Consider the following 16,401-nt stretch of genomic DNA (forward strand, 5'->3'; position numbering starts at 1 on the left):
ATTGCTTATTTTCTAGCTATTAACTATTCCTCATCTCTGCGATGTGTTGTACCGTCTGCGCTCACATACTGATTTCTGAGTCTCTCTATCTCTTCCATTAGACGTTCCTCAGCTTCGCGTCTTAGTTTTTCGCTTTCCTCAGCCTCCTGAGCATTAACCTTCCTTATCTCTGCTTCCTTTTCCATTACATCGTTTTCGATGTCTTCAGCAGACTTCTCCCCTGTGTATAGCTGCTCAAACTGCTGTCCATCAAGTGTCTCAACAGCAAGCAGTGCCTGAGCTACACGCTCTAGCTTATCGAGGTTTTCAGAAATTATCTTCTTAGTCTCCTCAAATGCCTCTTCAACTATTCTTCTGATCTCGTGATCTATCTCAGCAGCAACCTCTTCAGAATAAGATTTTTTGCTTGAGAAATCGTTACCTAGGAAAACTTCCTCAGAATCAGAGTAGTTAACTGGACCAAGCTTATCTGAGAATCCATACTTTGTAACCATAGCTCTTGCTACATCTGTTGCACGCTGAATATCGTTGCTTGCACCTGTGCTGATATCATCAAGTGTCAAAAGCTCTGCAACTCTTCCACCAAGCAAATGCTTAATATCGTTTAGCATCATGCCCTTTGTTGCATACTGCTTATCTTCCTCAGGAAGCTGCATTGTAAATCCGCCTGCTCCTCCACGAGGGATTATTGTAATCTGGTGCACAGGGTCTGATCCAGGGATGCTTCTCATCACAATTGCGTGACCCGCCTCGTGATAAGCTGTGAGCTTGCGCTCCTTCTCTGTGATAACTCTGCTCTTCTTAGCAGGTCCAGCGATAACCTTTGTTGTCGCCTCTTCTATCTCAGCCATTCTAATGAATCTGCCATTTCTTCTAGCTGTAATCAAAGCAGCCTCGTTTAGCAGGTTCTCAAGATCAGCAGGTGTAAATCCTGGAGTTCTTCTTGCGATGATTGCTGGTGATACCTCATCAGCAAGAGGCTTTGTCTTAGAATGAACCTTGATTATCTCTTCTCTACCCTTAACATCAGGTCTTCCGATTACAACCTGTCTATCAAAACGTCCTGGTCTTAGCAGTGCTGGGTCGAGTACGTCAGGTCTATTAGTTGCAGCGATGATGATGATTCCGGAGTTCTCACCAAAACCATCCATCTCAACGAGTAACTGGTTAAGTGTCTGCTCTCTCTCATCGTTTCCGCCACCAAGTCCTGCACCACGCTTACGTCCTACCGCATCAATTTCATCGATGAATACGATACAAGGTGCGCTTCTCTTAGCCTGATCAAATAGGTCTCTTACTCTGGAAGCACCAACTCCGACGAACATCTCTACAAAGTCTGAACCACTTATTGTAAAGAATGGCACTCCCGCTTCTCCTGCTGTTGCTCTTGAAACATAAGTCTTACCTGTTCCCGGAGGGCCTACTAGAAGAACGCCCTTAGGTATTCTAGCTCCGACCTCCTGATACTTTCTCGGATCTCTTAGGAAGTCTACAATCTCCTGTAGTTCCTCCTTCTCCTCCTTGAGACCAGCTACATCATCAAAGGTAATCTTGCGACCCTCACCGCGATATAGTCTCGCCTTGCTCTTTCCGAAGGAAAATGCCTTGCCATTACCTCCCTGATTCATCATAAGGTAAACTAGGAAACCTAGTGAAACTATCATGATTATGCTTGGAAGAATATTGATCAGCATAGATGAAGCTGAGCTTGGGTCATCTGTCTCAACCTTGAGTTTGCCTTTCTGCATCTGTGGATATATATATTCTTTCTCAAGATGATCTATCTCTGTGATATATGGAGCATATGTGTAAACATACTGCTTCTTTCCATTAACCTTTGTCTTTAGTAATCCTGTCATCTTAGTGTTTGTGATATTTACCTCGCTAAATTTCTCATTCTTGAGGTCATTAGCAAATGTTGAATACTTCACCTTCTTTACTTGATCAGAATCGCCACCCTTGTAGAAGTATGCCACTCCAAGGATGATTGCGAAGATAAGCAGATATACAGTAAAATTCTTTCTAAACTTCTTCAATTAATATTCCTCCTGTAATAACTAGATATGTGTACTTTGATTACTCAAAATTTGTTCTTCCCAACAAAATAGCCATTATATTTTATCATACCGGCACAGTTAGTTCAACCGATATATATGTTTTTGTATCGGCGTCAAACCTTAAAATATCGGAGACTTCCGCGAATTTCGCCTTGCCGTTAGATAGACTATTTTCGTCAACAAGAAAATATCCGAGAACCTCGTTTCCTATTGCTAGAATCAAAACCTGATCTCTATCAAATTTTGGTATCTTTCTGTCGACAAAAAGGTTCTGTATCTTCTTGTGACCAAAGGAGAATCCCATGGTATCTCCATGTCTTCTATATCTTATCTTGATCAAAGAAAAGGCATCATCTCCATGCTTTTCCTTGAGCTTGTCTGCATCCATCAAGAGTAGCTTAACTGCCTTATTTTCTGAGCCACACTCACCTGCGCTCCTGACTTTGATAGATATATGCTCTATGTATTGATCTGCACCAAAGGTATTTGCCTTCATCAGAGCAACATCCGCATATTCCTTGCAAATCATATATCCGTTTGGCAAATTAGCACTCGCCGATGCAAGCTTACTCGAAACGATATCCTCACAAGCCTTGTAATGTGCGAAGCCCATGTCTGAACTCATGCCGATTTTCTTTAGCGCCTGCACTATGACTCTTCTCCTAATGCTAGGCTCTAGCTTTGATATATCTACACCTGAAAGGACGATTTTATTCGCCTCTTTACTAAAGCTTTTCGTAATTTCCTCCAGCTCTTCACATGCGATTTTTTCTAGGAAGTTCCTATCCTCCTCGGCGCTCAAGGCAAGCCTATTCAAAGCCTTTTTGAACTCCGGATTATACTGATTCTCTATCAAAGGAATTAGTGAAAGCCTTATCCTGTTTCGATTATATATCTCCTCAAAATTTGTCTTATCAACTTGGGGCTCAAGTCCCTCAAGCTTGCAGTACTCATTTATATCCGCCTTATATGTATCCAGCAGCGGTCTTATAATAAGCCTTCCTTGCTCATCGCTTCTGATATGGTTTATTCCTACAAGACCGTCGGTTCCAGTTCCTCTCATAAGCCTAAACAAAACGGTCTCGGCCCTGTCATCTGCGTTTTGGGCAACGGCAATCTTTATTTTTTCACTTGGGACTCCGCCCTTTGCTATCTCATCAAAGACCTCAGCAAAAGCAGAATATCTAAACAATCGACCGGCCTCTTCGGTTGAAAGCCCTTTTGACTTTGCATATGCCTCGCAATCAAAATTATAAACCTTGCATTTTATGTTTCTATCGGCACAAAATTTTACGCAGAATTCCGCGTCATCGCTAGCCTCTTTTCTTAGCCCATGGTTTATGTGAACTGGATAAAGCTTTAGATTCATGCTATCTGAAACTCTGCACAATATATCAAAAAGGCACAAAGAATCCGCCCCTCCAGAGAGACCGATTACAATGTGCTCGTTTTCGCTTATTAAACTGTATTTGGAAATAGTCCCTAGGACGCTTCCGTAAACAATATTATCTTCACCTTGTTTCATAGTTTAATCCGTAAAATCTCATAGCGTTTTCAAAGGTCTTCTTAGAAGCCTCCTCAAAGCTTATCCCCTTTATCTCAGCAACTTTTGCAGCTGTGTGTTCAACATACCAAGGCTTGTTAGGTCTTCCCCTATACGGCTCAGGCGTCAAAAATGGCGCATCTGTCTCAACCATAATGTATTCTAGTGGAATTTCCTCGACTACCTTGATAGTCTTCTTGTTGTTCTTGAAGGTTACAGGTCCGCAGATTCCTATCGTTGCTCCAAGCTTAACATACTGCTTAGCCAGCTCGCTGCTTCCTGAAAAACAGTGTATATCAACCCTGCAATCAGGTGCTTGCTTACCGTATGCAAGCATGCGCATCGGAAACATCGCTGCTCTTTCATCGCCAAGCGCCCCTTCTTCGATCAAGATATCCATTGTCTCTTGATCTGCTTCTCGCGAATGAACAACTATTGGCATCTTTAGCTCGTTTGCTAGCCTTATCTGCCTTCTAAACCAATACCTCTGGTCCTCCTTGCTTGAGCGCATATAGTGATAGTCAAGTCCAATCTCACCGATGGCCTTAACGCCCTCCTGCGCAGCAAGTGATTTTATCTCCTCATAGATTGCCTCCGTCATAGAGCCGCTATCATGAGGATGAACTCCTACAGCAGCCACACACCACGGATTTTCCATGGCGTGCTTTGCTGCAAGCTTTGACGACTTAAGGTCATACCCTATATCAGCTACATATTTGAGCAGCTCGCTATCCTTTATTCCATCTATCAAAAGCTTTCTCTCTTCACTAGAGAAAGAGTCTTCATTCAGATGTGTATGTGAGTCAAATAACATGCTTTGCTCCTCCATATGTTTCAATTGGCAACTTTGAATTTACTAGCAAACAGGATTTCCATCAGGAGCTTCTGTTGTCACTAGCTCAAGCTTCTTATCTCCGTCTGCAAAGATAATCATTCCGTTTGACTCCTCACCTCTAATCTTGCGAGGCTTCAAATTTGCCACTACTACTACTTTCTTTCCTACCATTTCTTCTGGCTTATAGTGCTCTGCAACACCTGAGACTATCTGTCTAGTCTCTGTTCCAAGCTTAACCTTGAAAACAAGAAGCTTCTTGGCATCCTTATGCTTAGCTGCCTCAAGAATTGTTCCGACTCTCATGTCAATCTTATCAAAATCATCAAACTCAATCTCAGGCTTTAGCTCTAGCTTCTCTTCCACCTCTGCAGGTGCAGGCTTAAGAGCCTCCAGCTCAGCAAGTTCCTTTTCTATATCTAGTCTAGGGAATATAGCATCACCCTTGCGAACCTGAAGTCCAGCCATCATATCAAAGCGATATGCATCTTCCCAAACTATATCTCCATCGATACCTATCTGCTCTCTAACCTTCATAGTTGTAGAATGCATGAAAGGATAAATCAAAATTGATACAACTCTTAGAGCTTCTGCAAGGTGGTGCATGCAAGTGTTCAGTGAATCAACCTGACTCTCATCCTTTGCAAGAACCCAAGGCATCTTCTCATCAACATACTTGTTAGCACGTCTTACAAGAACCCATACTTCCTCAAGCGCATTGCTGAAAGAGAACTTGTCCATCTGTGCGTTAACCTTATCAGCAGCTTCAAGAGCAATTTTTTCTAAATCTGCATCAAACTCATCCTTGCTAGCTGCAGCAGGAATTACTCCACTGCAATATTTTTCTATCATAGAAACAGTTCTCGAAACTAGATTTCCTAAATCATTTGCTAAATCGTAGTTCATACGCTTTAACATGATTTCATTTGTGAATATTCCATCCTGTCCGAATGTATACTCTCTGAGAAGGAAATATTTTAGTGCATCGATTCCATATCTTTCGATAAGCATTACAGGGTCAACCACGTTGCCCTTTGATTTACTCATCTTACCACCGTCTATCAAAAGCCATCCGTGTCCAAGAACCTGCTTTGGAAGCGGCTCATCCATAGACATCAGCATAGCTGGCCAAATGATGCTGTGGAATCTCACGATTTCCTTGCCTACTAGATGAACATCTGCAGGCCAATACTTGTTGTATTCAGCTCTGTCATCTGGATATCCTAGAGTTGTTATGTAGTTGCTAAGCGCATCTAGCCATACGTAGATTACATGCTTTTCATCGATAGGTACCGGAATACCCCAATCAAAGCTTGTTCTTGAAATACATAGATCTTCAAGACCCTGATTGATGAAAGCTCTCATCTCATTTCTTCTCGACTCTGGCTCTAGGAACTCTGGTCTTTCATCATATAGCTTAAGAAGCTTATCTCCATACTCTGAAAGTTTGAAGAAGTAGGCCTCCTCATGAGCTGGCTCAACTGCTCTTCCGCAGTCTGGACAGTTTCCGTCTACTAGCTGACTCTCAGTCCAAAAAGCCTCGCAGTCAGTACAGTAAAGACCCTCGTACTGTGACTTATATATGTCGCCCTTCTCGTACATCTTCATAAAGATTTCTTGAACACGCTTAGTATGTCTTGGTTCAGTTGTTCTTACAAAGTCATCGTATGATATCTCCATAGTCTCCCAAAGCTTTAGGATTCTGCTTACGACATCATCTACATAGGCCTGTGGAGTTACTCCATTTGCCTCTGCCTTCTTCTGTATCTTCTGACCATGCTCATCTGTACCAGTCTGAAATCTTACGTCATAGCCCTGAAGTCTCTTAAATCTAGCCATTGCATCAGCCATAACTGTACAGTATGTATGTCCGATATGCAGATCCGAGCTTGGATAGTATATCGGCGTAGTAATATAATATGTGCCCTTGTTATTATTTGCGCTCATCTATCTCCCTTTCCGAAGCCTTGGCTTCGCAATTTATTTATTCAAGCCTAAAAAAGCGGCAGCGCAGTATCTTGGTGCGCGCCGCTATAAATATACAGTTTGCTTACGAGTCTAGCTCTTCCTCAGCCCAGTCGTCATTTGACCACTCTTCTGCCGGCCAGTCCTCATTTACGAAGATTTTCTTCATGACTCTATCAAGTCCTACAACGATAGTAGCACCTGCTGCTGCACCAAAGCCCAAAACAACTAGGCTTGTCTTAAGCGCCTTCTTAGCCTTACAGCTCTTATTAGCTTTTTCTGCCCTCTTACTCTTCTTCATTTCAAATCCTCCTTATTTGTACAATCGTCTCTTTACATATTCGACAATAAGGTTTGCTGCTTCCTCATCGCTGATGTAGCTAGTATTTATAGCTAGATTATAGTTCTCGTAGCTACCCCACTTCTTTCCGGTATGGAAGCTGTAGTAGTTAACCCTTGCCTTTCCATAGTCAGTGATGAGCTTCTTTACCTTGGATGGATCTTCGCCGTACATCTCTACACAGCGCTTAATCTTATCATCCATCTCAGCATATATAAATACGTTGGTTACACCGCTGACATCCTCGAGAATATAATCTGCACACCTGCCAACTATTACTCCCTCTCCAGTATCAGCAATCTGTCTTATTACCTCAGATTGCGCTACAAATAACTTCTCATCTACTGAAACAGGGTCTGCAGTAAAGGCTTCTCCAAAGGTCATCGCTGATGCAAATGTGTAGGACAAGCTGCTCTTTGCTCTAAGCTCTGCTGACTCTATTATCTCAGGAGATAGACCGCTCTTTTTGGATGCTAATTCAATGATTTCCTTGTCGTAAAGAGGAATATTTAGCTTCTCAGCGACGAGACGACCTATCATTCTTCCGCCACTGCCATATTCTCTACTTATGGTAATTATATTTCCCATAAAATCACCTCTCCGTCAGGCTGTATGCCATTACAATATTATTTATATATTATATACCATTTAGGCGATTATGTGAACCATATCTTATTCTAGCTCCTCAAATTGAGAGTTGTATAAATCTGCGTAGAAACCATTTGCTTCAAGAAGCTTCTCGTGGCTTCCCTGCTCTATGATATCACCGTCCTTCATAACGAGAATTATATCGGCGTTTTTGATGGTCGAAAGCCTGTGAGCTATGATAAAGCTGGTGCGTCCCTGCATAAGCTTGTCCATGGCTTTTTGTATCATTACTTCAGTTCTAGTATCAACCGAAGATGTCGCCTCATCAAGTATCATGAGTTTCTTGTTAGCAAGTATTGTTCTTGCTATTGTTAAAAGCTGCTTTTGACCCTGTGAAACATTTGATGCATCCTCATTTAACTCCATATTGTAGCCACCCGGAAGAGTTCTGATGAACTTGTCAGCATAAGCTGCCTTTGCTGCCTCAATAACCTCTTCGTCCGTGGCATCAAGTCTTCCGTATCTGATATTTTCCATGATACTGCCCTTAAATAGCCAAGTATCTTGAACAACCATACCGAAGTTCTTTCTGAGCTCGCGTCTATCTATATTATTGATATTTATTCCATCAAGCTTAATGGCACCTGCATCCACATCGTAAAATCTCATCAAAAGTTTTACTATCGTAGTTTTTCCGGCACCTGTAGGTCCTACAATTGCAATTTTTTGACCTGGTTCAACACGAACTGTAAAGTCCTTAATTACCGGCTGGTCTACCTTGTATCCGAACCTTACATGCTCAAAATCTACAGATCCTGAAAGTTCACCATCTATGGTAACCGCATCACGCGTAGCTTCTTCCTCTTCCTCCTCAAGGAACTCAAATACTCTCTCAGCTGCTGCAGTCATTGACTGCACCTGGTTTACAACCTGAGCAACCTGCTGCATTGGCTCTGTCAAATTCCTTACATACTGGATGAAGGCCTGAATGTCACCAATTCCTATACGGCCTTTGATTGCCAAAAATCCACCTGAAATTGCTACGCCAACATAGCCTAGATTTCCAACAAAGCTCATAAGCGGCATCATTATTCCTGAAAGGAACTGAGATTTTTTCGCGCTCTTAAATAGCACTTCGTTTGTCTCATCAAAAGCTTCAATGGTTTCAGCCTCTTTGTTAAATGCCTTTATAACTAGCTGTCCCGAATAGTTTTCCTCAACCATTCCATTGATTTTTCCAAGATATTTTTGCTGAATGCTGAAATAGCTCTGCGACTTCTTTATAACAGTTCCAAGAAGAACTGCTGAAACTGGTAAGATACAGAATGTAATCAAGGTCATTAAAGGTGAAATTGTCAGCATCATTACTATGGTTCCTATGATGGTTGCAAAGGACGTTATGATCATTGTAAAGCTTTGATTTAGCCCTGTTCCTAGAGTATCTACGTCATTTGTTATACGAGAAAGCACATCGCCGTAAGGCCTGCTCTCGAAGTATTTCATAGGCATGCGGTCAATCTTTTCGGATATCTCTCGTCTCATCCTGTAAGCGAGCTTCTGAGTTATTCCAGTCATTATCCAGCCTTGAATGAAACTGAATGCAACGCTCGTCACGTAAAGAGCCAAGGTTATAAGCAGGATTTTACCTATCAGAGTAAAATCAATTCCTCCAGTACCATTCACCTTCTTCATAAGGCCATTTGCAAGCTCCGTTGTCGCCTTACCCATAACCTTAGGACCAGCAACTGAGAACACTGTCGAAATAGCCGCCATGACCATCACTGCAACTATCGCATACTTGTATCTGCCCATATATTTGAAGAGTTTTCTGAGCGACTTTCTAAAGTTCTTTGGCTTATCGACAGTCATCCCTCTTCCCATTTTGCTACGAGGCGCACGATTGTTATTCTTATTTGCCATGTCTACGCCTCCTCTATTCCTAGTTCCTTGTTAGATAGCTGAGAGCTTGCAATCTGTGCATATACATCGCAGGTCTTGAGCAGGTCCTCATGCTTTCCTGAAGAAACTATTCTTCCTTCATCTAAAACCAAAATATTATCTGCATTTATGATAGTGCTGATTCTCTGCGCAACAATCAAAACTGAAGCATCTTTAGTTTTTTCGCCAAGCGCCTTTCTCAGTTTTGCATCAGTCTTCATGTCAAGTGCTGAGAAGCTATCATCAAATACATAAACACTAGGGTCCTTCGCTATCGCTCTTGCAATTGCAAGTCTCTGCTTCTGTCCTCCTGACACATTGCTTCCACCTTGCGAAATTGAAGAATCAAAACCATCAGCTTTTTCCTCTATGAAATCAAGGGCCTGCGCTATCTCTGCGGCTTCCTTAAGCTGCACGTCATCTGCTTCATTATTTCCAAAGCGAAGGTTACTTGCTATAGTTCCAGAAAACAAAGTTCCCTTTTGTGGCACAAGGCCTATCTGATTTCTGAGTTCCTTAAGATCAAGCTCCCTAAGATCGACACCATTTAGCTTGATGGAGCCTTCCGTCACATCGTAGAATCTCGGAATGAGATTGACTATAGTGCTTTTTCCTGCTCCCGTACTTCCTATCATTGCTGTAACCGTACCAGGCCTTAATGTGAAGCTTATATCTTCTATTGCATTGTTTTCTGCACCAGGAAATCTAAAGCTTACATGCTCAAATTCAAGGACTCCGTTTGCTACGCCTGCTTCACCGTTTAACGGCAAGCTCTTAGGCTCTTTGGGGTTCAGTATTGAAGACTTTGATCTTATAACCTCATCTATTCTATCTGCCGCAACGCTTGCTCTTGGAAGGATGATGGACATTACTGTTAGCATTACAAACGACATAACTATCTGAATTGAGTAGCTGATAAATGCAGTCATAGCACCAACTCTTAGCGTTCCCATGTCGATGCGATTTGCGCTTACCCAGGTTATTCCGATAACCAGAACGTCCATAATAAGTATCATCGTAGGAAACATGAAAGTCATGACCCTATTTGTAAATAGCTGATTTTTTCTTAACTTTTGATTCGCCTCATCAAAGCGTTTCTCTTCCTCTTCTTCTCTACCAAATGCTCTGATAACAGATAAGCCCGTCAGAATTTCTCTCGAGACTAGGTTCATATCATCGACTAGAACCTGCATTTTCTTAAACTTAGGCATTGCCACTACAACTAGTAGTGCTATTATCAAAAATATTACAACAAGCGCAACTGCAATAACCCAACCCATCTTAGCACCTGTCTGAGTTACCTTATATACTCCGCCAAGTCCCATGATTGGAGCAAAGAGGGCCATCCTCAAAAGCATCACACTGACCTGCTGAATCTGCTGAACATCGTTTGTGCTTCTTGTTATCAGAGAAGCAGTAGAGAATTTATCCATCTCCGCATTTGAAAAGCTGATTACATTTTTGTAAATCTTTGATCTAAGATCTCTACCTATGCCCGCAGCAACACCAGAAGCTAGGTACGCAGCCATTACAGATACCACTAGCATCAAAAATGAGAATACTACCATTCTTAATCCAGCTGACCATAGGTAGGATTTCTGCATAGCATCTATATCGACTCCAGCCTTTTTCTGCATATCAACTGCGTATGCCATGCCCATGGATTTTACAGTTTTTTCACCGACCTTATCTATTGTTTTCTCAAGCTTTTCGCGCGCTTTACCTATCTGCTCCTTAAGCGCTACTACCTCAGCTTCCATTGTGCTTGTATTTTCAGTTGCACTAGCATTTTCGTCTGAGCTTTTGACAGAAGCCTCACCACTCTTTTCTTGCATCTTTACGAACTGATAGCTTAACGCAAGAGGAACAAGGAGCTTATCATCTAGCTTTGATAGCTCATCATCGCCTGCTTTTAGATCATATGTCTTGCCGTCATCAGACTTTTGGTATGCCGTATCCCAAAGCCTTAGTTCATTGTCATTCATAAAGAGCTTCGCCTGCTCAAAATCCTCAGATTTTATCTTGCTAGGCACTATGTGCTCCTGACCCTTATTCTGTATTCCGGTATCGATGATATCTGATGTGTACTGTGGTAGTGAAAGCATGCAATACGCCTGAACCACAAGCAAGATCATTATCATAAACACCGTCTTTTTGTACGGCAAAAAATTCTTAAATACGTTTCTCACTGTTTTCCCCTATTTCTTTGCTTCTTCTCTTGCTTTCATTTCTTCCTTGCTTGCCTTAACGAAAGCTTCTAGATCCTCAAGCAGCTTATTTGACTTCTCATCTCCAAGTCTTGCAAATATAGCTTCTGAGAACTCTTCAAATGACTTCATCCAAGCCTTTTGCTGTTCTTCACCCTTTGTTGTAAGCTTTACAAAGGTGTTTCTTCTGTCCTGTTTATCCGTCTGTCTCTCTATATATTCTTTTTCTTCAAGTGACTTCATAGTTCTTGAGACTGCAGGAGCAGAAAGCTCAAGGTATCTTGCAATGTCGCTAACCTTCACATCACCGCTCTTTGATATTCTTGATATAGCAGACATGGTCTTAAACTCAATTTCGCTAACCCCTGTAAGCATGTTACCGAACTTAAGCTTGTGCATCCTTGCAATTATCGCTGCAAACTTCTGAGAATAGCTCATATTTTCGGTATTTATATTGCCACAATCAAAATTCATTTTGCCTTTCCTTCCTCATACGTAAGATACTTATCTTTGTTAATACTTAACTATGTTAATTATTGTATCACAAAAGTATTATTATACAAGAGTTTTTTGCAACAAAAAACTCCTTGGATAACCAAGGAGCTTTAATATCAAATTTATCTCGCCTTGTCTGAATCCCAGAAAGATCTTGAGAAAAGTATCAGTATTGCGTACATCTCTAGTCTTCCAAGTAGCATTATAACCGAGCAAACGAGCTTTCCTGCCGGTGAAAAAATCCTGTAATCAGCATTCACTATCTTTCCAAAACCCGCACCTACATTTGTGAATAGAGCGATAGGTGCCGTTAGCGTGGTCTCCATATCCATATTTTCTAGTGAGAGCACTAAAGCCGAAAGCAGGTATACTGCCATGAAAAGTAGTATGAACGTCGATATGATTGAAGCCTTGCTTGCTGAAACAGGTTTACCCTGAATGGTAACGGCTTTTATTGACTTTGGATGTATCCTCTTATACACACCTCTAGATATCAGCTTGAGGAATACTACAAACCTTATCACCTTGATTCCGCCACAGGTTGAATTTGCACATCCACCTATTAGGCAAACCGCTATCAAGACAACCTTGCAAACCGTTGGCCAGGTTCCAACATCGGCAAATAGGAAACCGCTTGTGCATGCAAATGAAACTACACCGTAGAAAGCATTTAAGAGGGATTCCTTGATACCTGTACTTGTTCCTGAGATAAAGAGTCCTCCAGCAGTAAGCAAAGTTGCTACTGCTATTATTATGAGAAAGGCTCTGCTCTCTATATCTTTGATGATGTGTTTCATTCTACCCTGATATATGTTGATATATACAAGGAAGTTGAGCGACGAAATTATGGAAAATATTGCAATGACCATCTTCACGTAAGGTGTAAAGTACATCTCGACCGTACCGTGATAGTCTAAAATACCAGCCGTACATATAGATGTCATGGTGTTAACTAAGGCCTCATAGAAAGGTACCTTGCCGAGCATAAGAAACATTAGCTCAAGCACTGAAATTCCAGCATATATACCATAGCAAAGATATGCGGTTTCCATGATTCTTGCGCTTCCCTGCATAAGTTCAGGGCCTGGAAGTTCGGCTGCAGCAAGCTTCTTACCACTTGCACCTAGCGACGACATAACAATGATGGCAAGAAGTATTACCCCCATTCCGCCAAGCCAACTCGAGGTAGCCTTCCAAAGCAAAATTCCTCTAGACATAAGATTAGGATCTATTACCCATGAGCTACTGGTTGTCCAGGATGCAACTGATTCAAATATCGCATCTACTACAGTAAAGCCCTTTCCTGCAAAAATATACGGTAAAATTCCACCTGTAATTACAGTAAGCCAGCACACTAGTACTACAAAGTAGCTTTCTCTTGATTTTATTACCTTTCCTGTCTGTTTCTTTGTTAGGAATAATCCTAAGACTCCAAGAAGAGCAAGTATTCCTATCGAGAAAGTCATGGCTCTAAGCGACATAAGGTCGTGGTCCATGGCTGCGCAAAGAAATGATGGAAGCATGGTTGCACTCTCTAGCAAAAGAAGCGTAGAGATTGTTCTAAATATCAATTTATGATTAAATGACAATTCCTACCTCCTTAAACCCTATTGCTGTCCCAGTACCTAGGCGAAAATAGGACGAGCAAAGTAAATAGCTCTAATCTTCCAGCAATCATCAAAATGGATAGCACAAATGTCGCGTAGTCCGAAAAACCACTGAAATTCATAGCTGGTCCAACACCATTAAAGCCAGGTCCCACATTGCTTAGGCATGTGAGAACTGCAGTAAGACTTGTGACAAGGTCTTTACCATCCACGGCAATAAGTAGTGTTCCAACAAAGAGCACTGCTATATAAAGAAAAATGAAATTAACTATATTTGTAACAACAGACTGCTGCACAGGAATCTTATTAATAGTCATATTAATGATTCTGTTTGGGTGTAGCTTTTGGAAAAATCCACGTTTAACATATTTGATAGCTGCAAGAATTCTAATTATCTTGACGCCTCCACCTGTGGAAGACGAGCACGCACCAGTTATCAAAACAATAAATATCAGCATCTTGCAGAAAGCTGGCCAAAGATCAAAGTCTGTCGTCGCATATCCCGTTGTAGTCATAACGGAAACTATGTGGAAGAAGGAATCTCGTATAGCCTTTGATATGCTTGCATACCCTCCCTGAAGCATCAGTACGATAGCTGAAGCAAAGGAGAAAACAAAGATAATTCCAAGGTATAGTCTTAGCTCCTCATCTGCAAAAAAATCCTTAAATCTCTTGCGAGGAATAAAGAAGTAAAGGTTAAAGTTTATTCCGCAAAGCGCCATAAATATGATTATAACCCACTGAATATAAGGACTTGTAAAATGTGCCACGCTGTCTGCATAGTTTGAAAACCCGCCTGTTCCAACGGTTCCAAATGTATGAATAGCTGAGTCATATGCGCTCATTCCACCGACTACTAACAGAATAAATTCTACTACTGTAAATCCTATATAAAGAATATATAGTGTCTTGGAGTTATCTGAAAACCTTGCAGTTACTTTTGTTAGAGTTGGTCCTGGGGTCTCAGCAGACGCAACATTTTGTCCACCTATTCCTATAGATGGAAGAAGTGCAGTTGCAAGCACAACTATACCCATGCCCCCTAGCCAATGCGTGAATGAACGCCAAAAGAGCACAGACTTAGCCTGTGACTCTATATCTGTCATTATAGTAGCTCCTGTGGTCGAAAAACCCGAGCATAGCTCAAAGAATGCATCAAAAGGATTTGGGATAGCACCTGTCAAAACCATTGGCACAGCGCCGATGATGGAGCTTACAATCCAAATCAAACTAACTATTAAAAAGCCATCCCTCTGCTTAAGCTTAAGGTCACTTGGATTGAAAAATTTCATCAAAATAAGCCCTACTATGCCGCACGCTGCCATTGTCCCGCCAAAGCAAAGCCCCTCAAAGTATTCTCCATAGATAAGGGCTATTATTACAGTCGGTATAAAGGAAATACCAAGCACTACAAATAGAGCCCCCATCATTCTCAGTAAAGCACTGTGTTTCTTAGATGACATCTAACACTCCACTATCTAATCTTCATAAGTTTCTCTAGATCTGCGATGTCGGATAGTAGCGAGAACATAATCACTCTATCTCCATCTTTGATTCTAGCATTTCCGTCAGGTATGATAACCTCTCCCTGACGATATATAGAAGCTATAAGAACTCCCTTAGGAAGGTTTAGGTTTTGAAGAGTATCTCCAACCATCTTCATTCCTGGAGTTGCTACAACCTCAATAATCTCAGCCTGCCCCTGAACGAGCATGGATGAAATTACTCTCTTCTCGCCCTGGATAATACTGAAGATATAAGCAGCTGTGATATCGAGTGGGTTAAGCACCATGTCAACACCCATCTCCTCAATCAGTCCAGAATAGCTTTCTCTACTGATCTTAGATATTACATCTTCTATTCCCTTCTGCTTTGCAGTTAGTGCAAGCAGTAGGTTTTGTTCGTCGTATCCAGTTGCTGTAACAAAGGCATCCATCTCATCGATGTTTTCCTCCTCAAGCATATCCATATCAGTTCCATCGCCGTGAAGAATCATGACATTTGGTATTCTTGTTGAAAGGTACTGACATCTTTCCTTGCTCTGCTCTACGAGCTTAACTGAAGCTCCAAAATCTGCAAGCCTCTGAGCTAGATAGTAGCCAGTCTTTCCTCCACCGATAATCATTACCTTCTGAAGATCTGTATACTTGCCCTTTACATGAACCTTTTTGTTAAGTTCCATGATTTCATTCTTTTCGCCGACAACGTAAACGGCATCATCTTCGCGGATTTCGTCGTTACCATGAGGTATGATAACCTTACCATTTCTTGATATGGCGGCAATCAGCATGTCTGGCATAAGCCTTCTAACATCAGGCATCTTAAGGCCGATGAGTTCTTTCTTGCGCTTTGCCTTAAACTCGATAAGTGCAATTCGGCCGCTTGTGAAAACACCGTTGTTTAGCGTGTATTTTTCTGAGAGATATTTGTATATCTCCATAGTAATAGCAAAATCAGGGTTAACGATGTAGTCGATACCCATTGATGTTCTAATGAATTCGAAGTGCTTCATATACTCTGGGTCTCTAACTCTGACTATGACCCTGTGGCATCCTAGCTTCTTAGCGAAGCCACCGATGACAAGGTTAGTCTCGTCCCTACCAGTTGCAACAAGCACGTACTGGAACTTGTTTATTCCTATCTCTTTTAGTACGTTGATATCTCTGGCATCCTCATTTACAGTCATAACGTCAAACTGCTGAGAAAGTCTGTCGAGCAGCGCGTCATTTGTGTCAACAATCGTTATTGAATAATCTCCACCAACTAGCGCCTCGCATACTTTGATGCCTAATTTTCCTCCGCCTATAATCGCTATATTCATCTGGATTC

General features: G+C 41.6%; 12 protein-coding genes. All 12 read right to left on the reverse strand.

Annotated elements, in window-relative coordinates; all coding sequences use genetic code 11:
* Positions 1–23: 23 nt before the first annotated feature.
* Entirely contained in the window at positions 24–2,036 is a 2,013-nt protein-coding gene (locus tag ADJ67_06380; protein AKT47298.1) for a zinc metalloprotease, read from the reverse strand.
* Positions 2,037–2,121: 85 nt separating this feature from the next.
* Positions 2,122–3,582 (reverse strand): hypothetical protein, encoded by a 1,461-nt coding sequence (locus tag ADJ67_06385; GenBank protein ID AKT47299.1) that lies wholly within the window; start codon positions 3,580–3,582, stop codon positions 2,122–2,124.
* Complete coding sequence (locus ADJ67_06390) at positions 3,569–4,414, reverse strand: hydrolase TatD (protein ID AKT47300.1); 846 nt, start codon at positions 4,412–4,414, stop codon at positions 3,569–3,571. The genes ADJ67_06385 and ADJ67_06390 overlap by 14 nt, the downstream gene beginning before the upstream one ends.
* Positions 4,415–4,456: 42 nt before the next feature.
* Positions 4,457–6,379, reverse strand: coding sequence for a methionyl-tRNA synthetase (locus ADJ67_06395; GenBank protein ID AKT47301.1), 1,923 nt, complete (start codon positions 6,377–6,379; stop codon positions 4,457–4,459).
* A 103-nt stretch (positions 6,380–6,482) separates the two neighbouring features.
* Entirely contained in the window at positions 6,483–6,698 is a 216-nt protein-coding gene (locus tag ADJ67_06400) for a hypothetical protein (protein AKT47302.1), read from the reverse strand.
* A 12-nt stretch (positions 6,699–6,710) separates the two neighbouring features.
* A complete protein-coding gene (locus ADJ67_06405) occupies positions 6,711–7,325 on the reverse strand; it encodes a hypothetical protein (protein AKT47303.1) in 615 nt (204 codons plus the stop codon).
* Positions 7,326–7,409: 84 nt separating this feature from the next.
* Positions 7,410–9,245, reverse strand: coding sequence for a multidrug ABC transporter ATP-binding protein (locus ADJ67_06410; protein AKT47304.1), 1,836 nt, complete (start codon positions 9,243–9,245; stop codon positions 7,410–7,412).
* 2 nt (positions 9,246–9,247) lie between these two features.
* Positions 9,248–11,404, reverse strand: coding sequence for an ABC transporter (locus ADJ67_06415; GenBank protein ID AKT47700.1), 2,157 nt, complete (start codon positions 11,402–11,404; stop codon positions 9,248–9,250).
* 57 nt (positions 11,405–11,461) lie between these two features.
* Positions 11,462–11,944 carry a hypothetical protein gene (locus ADJ67_06420; GenBank protein ID AKT47305.1) on the reverse strand — a complete coding sequence of 161 codons (483 nt, stop codon included), beginning with the start codon at positions 11,942–11,944 and terminating at the stop codon, positions 11,462–11,464.
* 143 nt (positions 11,945–12,087) lie between these two features.
* Positions 12,088–13,554 carry a hypothetical protein gene (locus ADJ67_06425; GenBank protein ID AKT47306.1) on the reverse strand — a complete coding sequence of 489 codons (1,467 nt, stop codon included), beginning with the start codon at positions 13,552–13,554 and terminating at the stop codon, positions 12,088–12,090.
* An 11-nt stretch (positions 13,555–13,565) separates the two neighbouring features.
* Positions 13,566–15,035, reverse strand: a complete 1,470-nt coding sequence (locus tag ADJ67_06430; GenBank protein AKT47307.1) for a transporter — start codon at positions 15,033–15,035, stop codon at positions 13,566–13,568.
* Positions 15,036–15,046: 11 nt separating this feature from the next.
* Complete coding sequence (locus tag ADJ67_06435; protein AKT47308.1) at positions 15,047–16,393, reverse strand: quinate 5-dehydrogenase; 1,347 nt, start codon at positions 16,391–16,393, stop codon at positions 15,047–15,049.
* Between the last annotated feature and the right edge of the window lie 8 nt (positions 16,394–16,401).

The sequence above is a fragment of the Eubacterium sulci ATCC 35585 genome (assembly GCA_001189495.1).
Classification (GTDB): domain Bacteria; phylum Bacillota; class Clostridia; order Peptostreptococcales; family Anaerovoracaceae; genus Eubacterium_B; species Eubacterium_B sulci.

Coding starts and splice junctions, on each gene's coding strand:
- ADJ67_06435 (AKT47308.1), bottom strand. CDS start 16,393: ATGAATATAGCGATTATAGGCGGAGGAAAATTAGGCATCAAAGTATGC.
- ADJ67_06415 (AKT47700.1), bottom strand. CDS start 11,404: ATGATAATGATCTTGCTTGTGGTTCAGGCGTATTGCATGCTTTCACTA.
- ADJ67_06385 (AKT47299.1), bottom strand. CDS start 3,582: ATGAAACAAGGTGAAGATAATATTGTTTACGGAAGCGTCCTAGGGACT.
- ADJ67_06400 (AKT47302.1), bottom strand. CDS start 6,698: ATGAAGAAGAGTAAGAGGGCAGAAAAAGCTAATAAGAGCTGTAAGGCT.
- ADJ67_06420 (AKT47305.1), bottom strand. CDS start 11,944: ATGAATTTTGATTGTGGCAATATAAATACCGAAAATATGAGCTATTCT.
- ADJ67_06405 (AKT47303.1), bottom strand. CDS start 7,325: ATGGGAAATATAATTACCATAAGTAGAGAATATGGCAGTGGCGGAAGA.
- ADJ67_06410 (AKT47304.1), bottom strand. CDS start 9,245: ATGGCAAATAAGAATAACAATCGTGCGCCTCGTAGCAAAATGGGAAGA.
- ADJ67_06395 (AKT47301.1), bottom strand. CDS start 6,379: ATGAGCGCAAATAATAACAAGGGCACATATTATATTACTACGCCGATA.
- ADJ67_06430 (AKT47307.1), bottom strand. CDS start 15,035: ATGTCATCTAAGAAACACAGTGCTTTACTGAGAATGATGGGGGCTCTA.
- ADJ67_06390 (AKT47300.1), bottom strand. CDS start 4,414: ATGTTATTTGACTCACATACACATCTGAATGAAGACTCTTTCTCTAGT.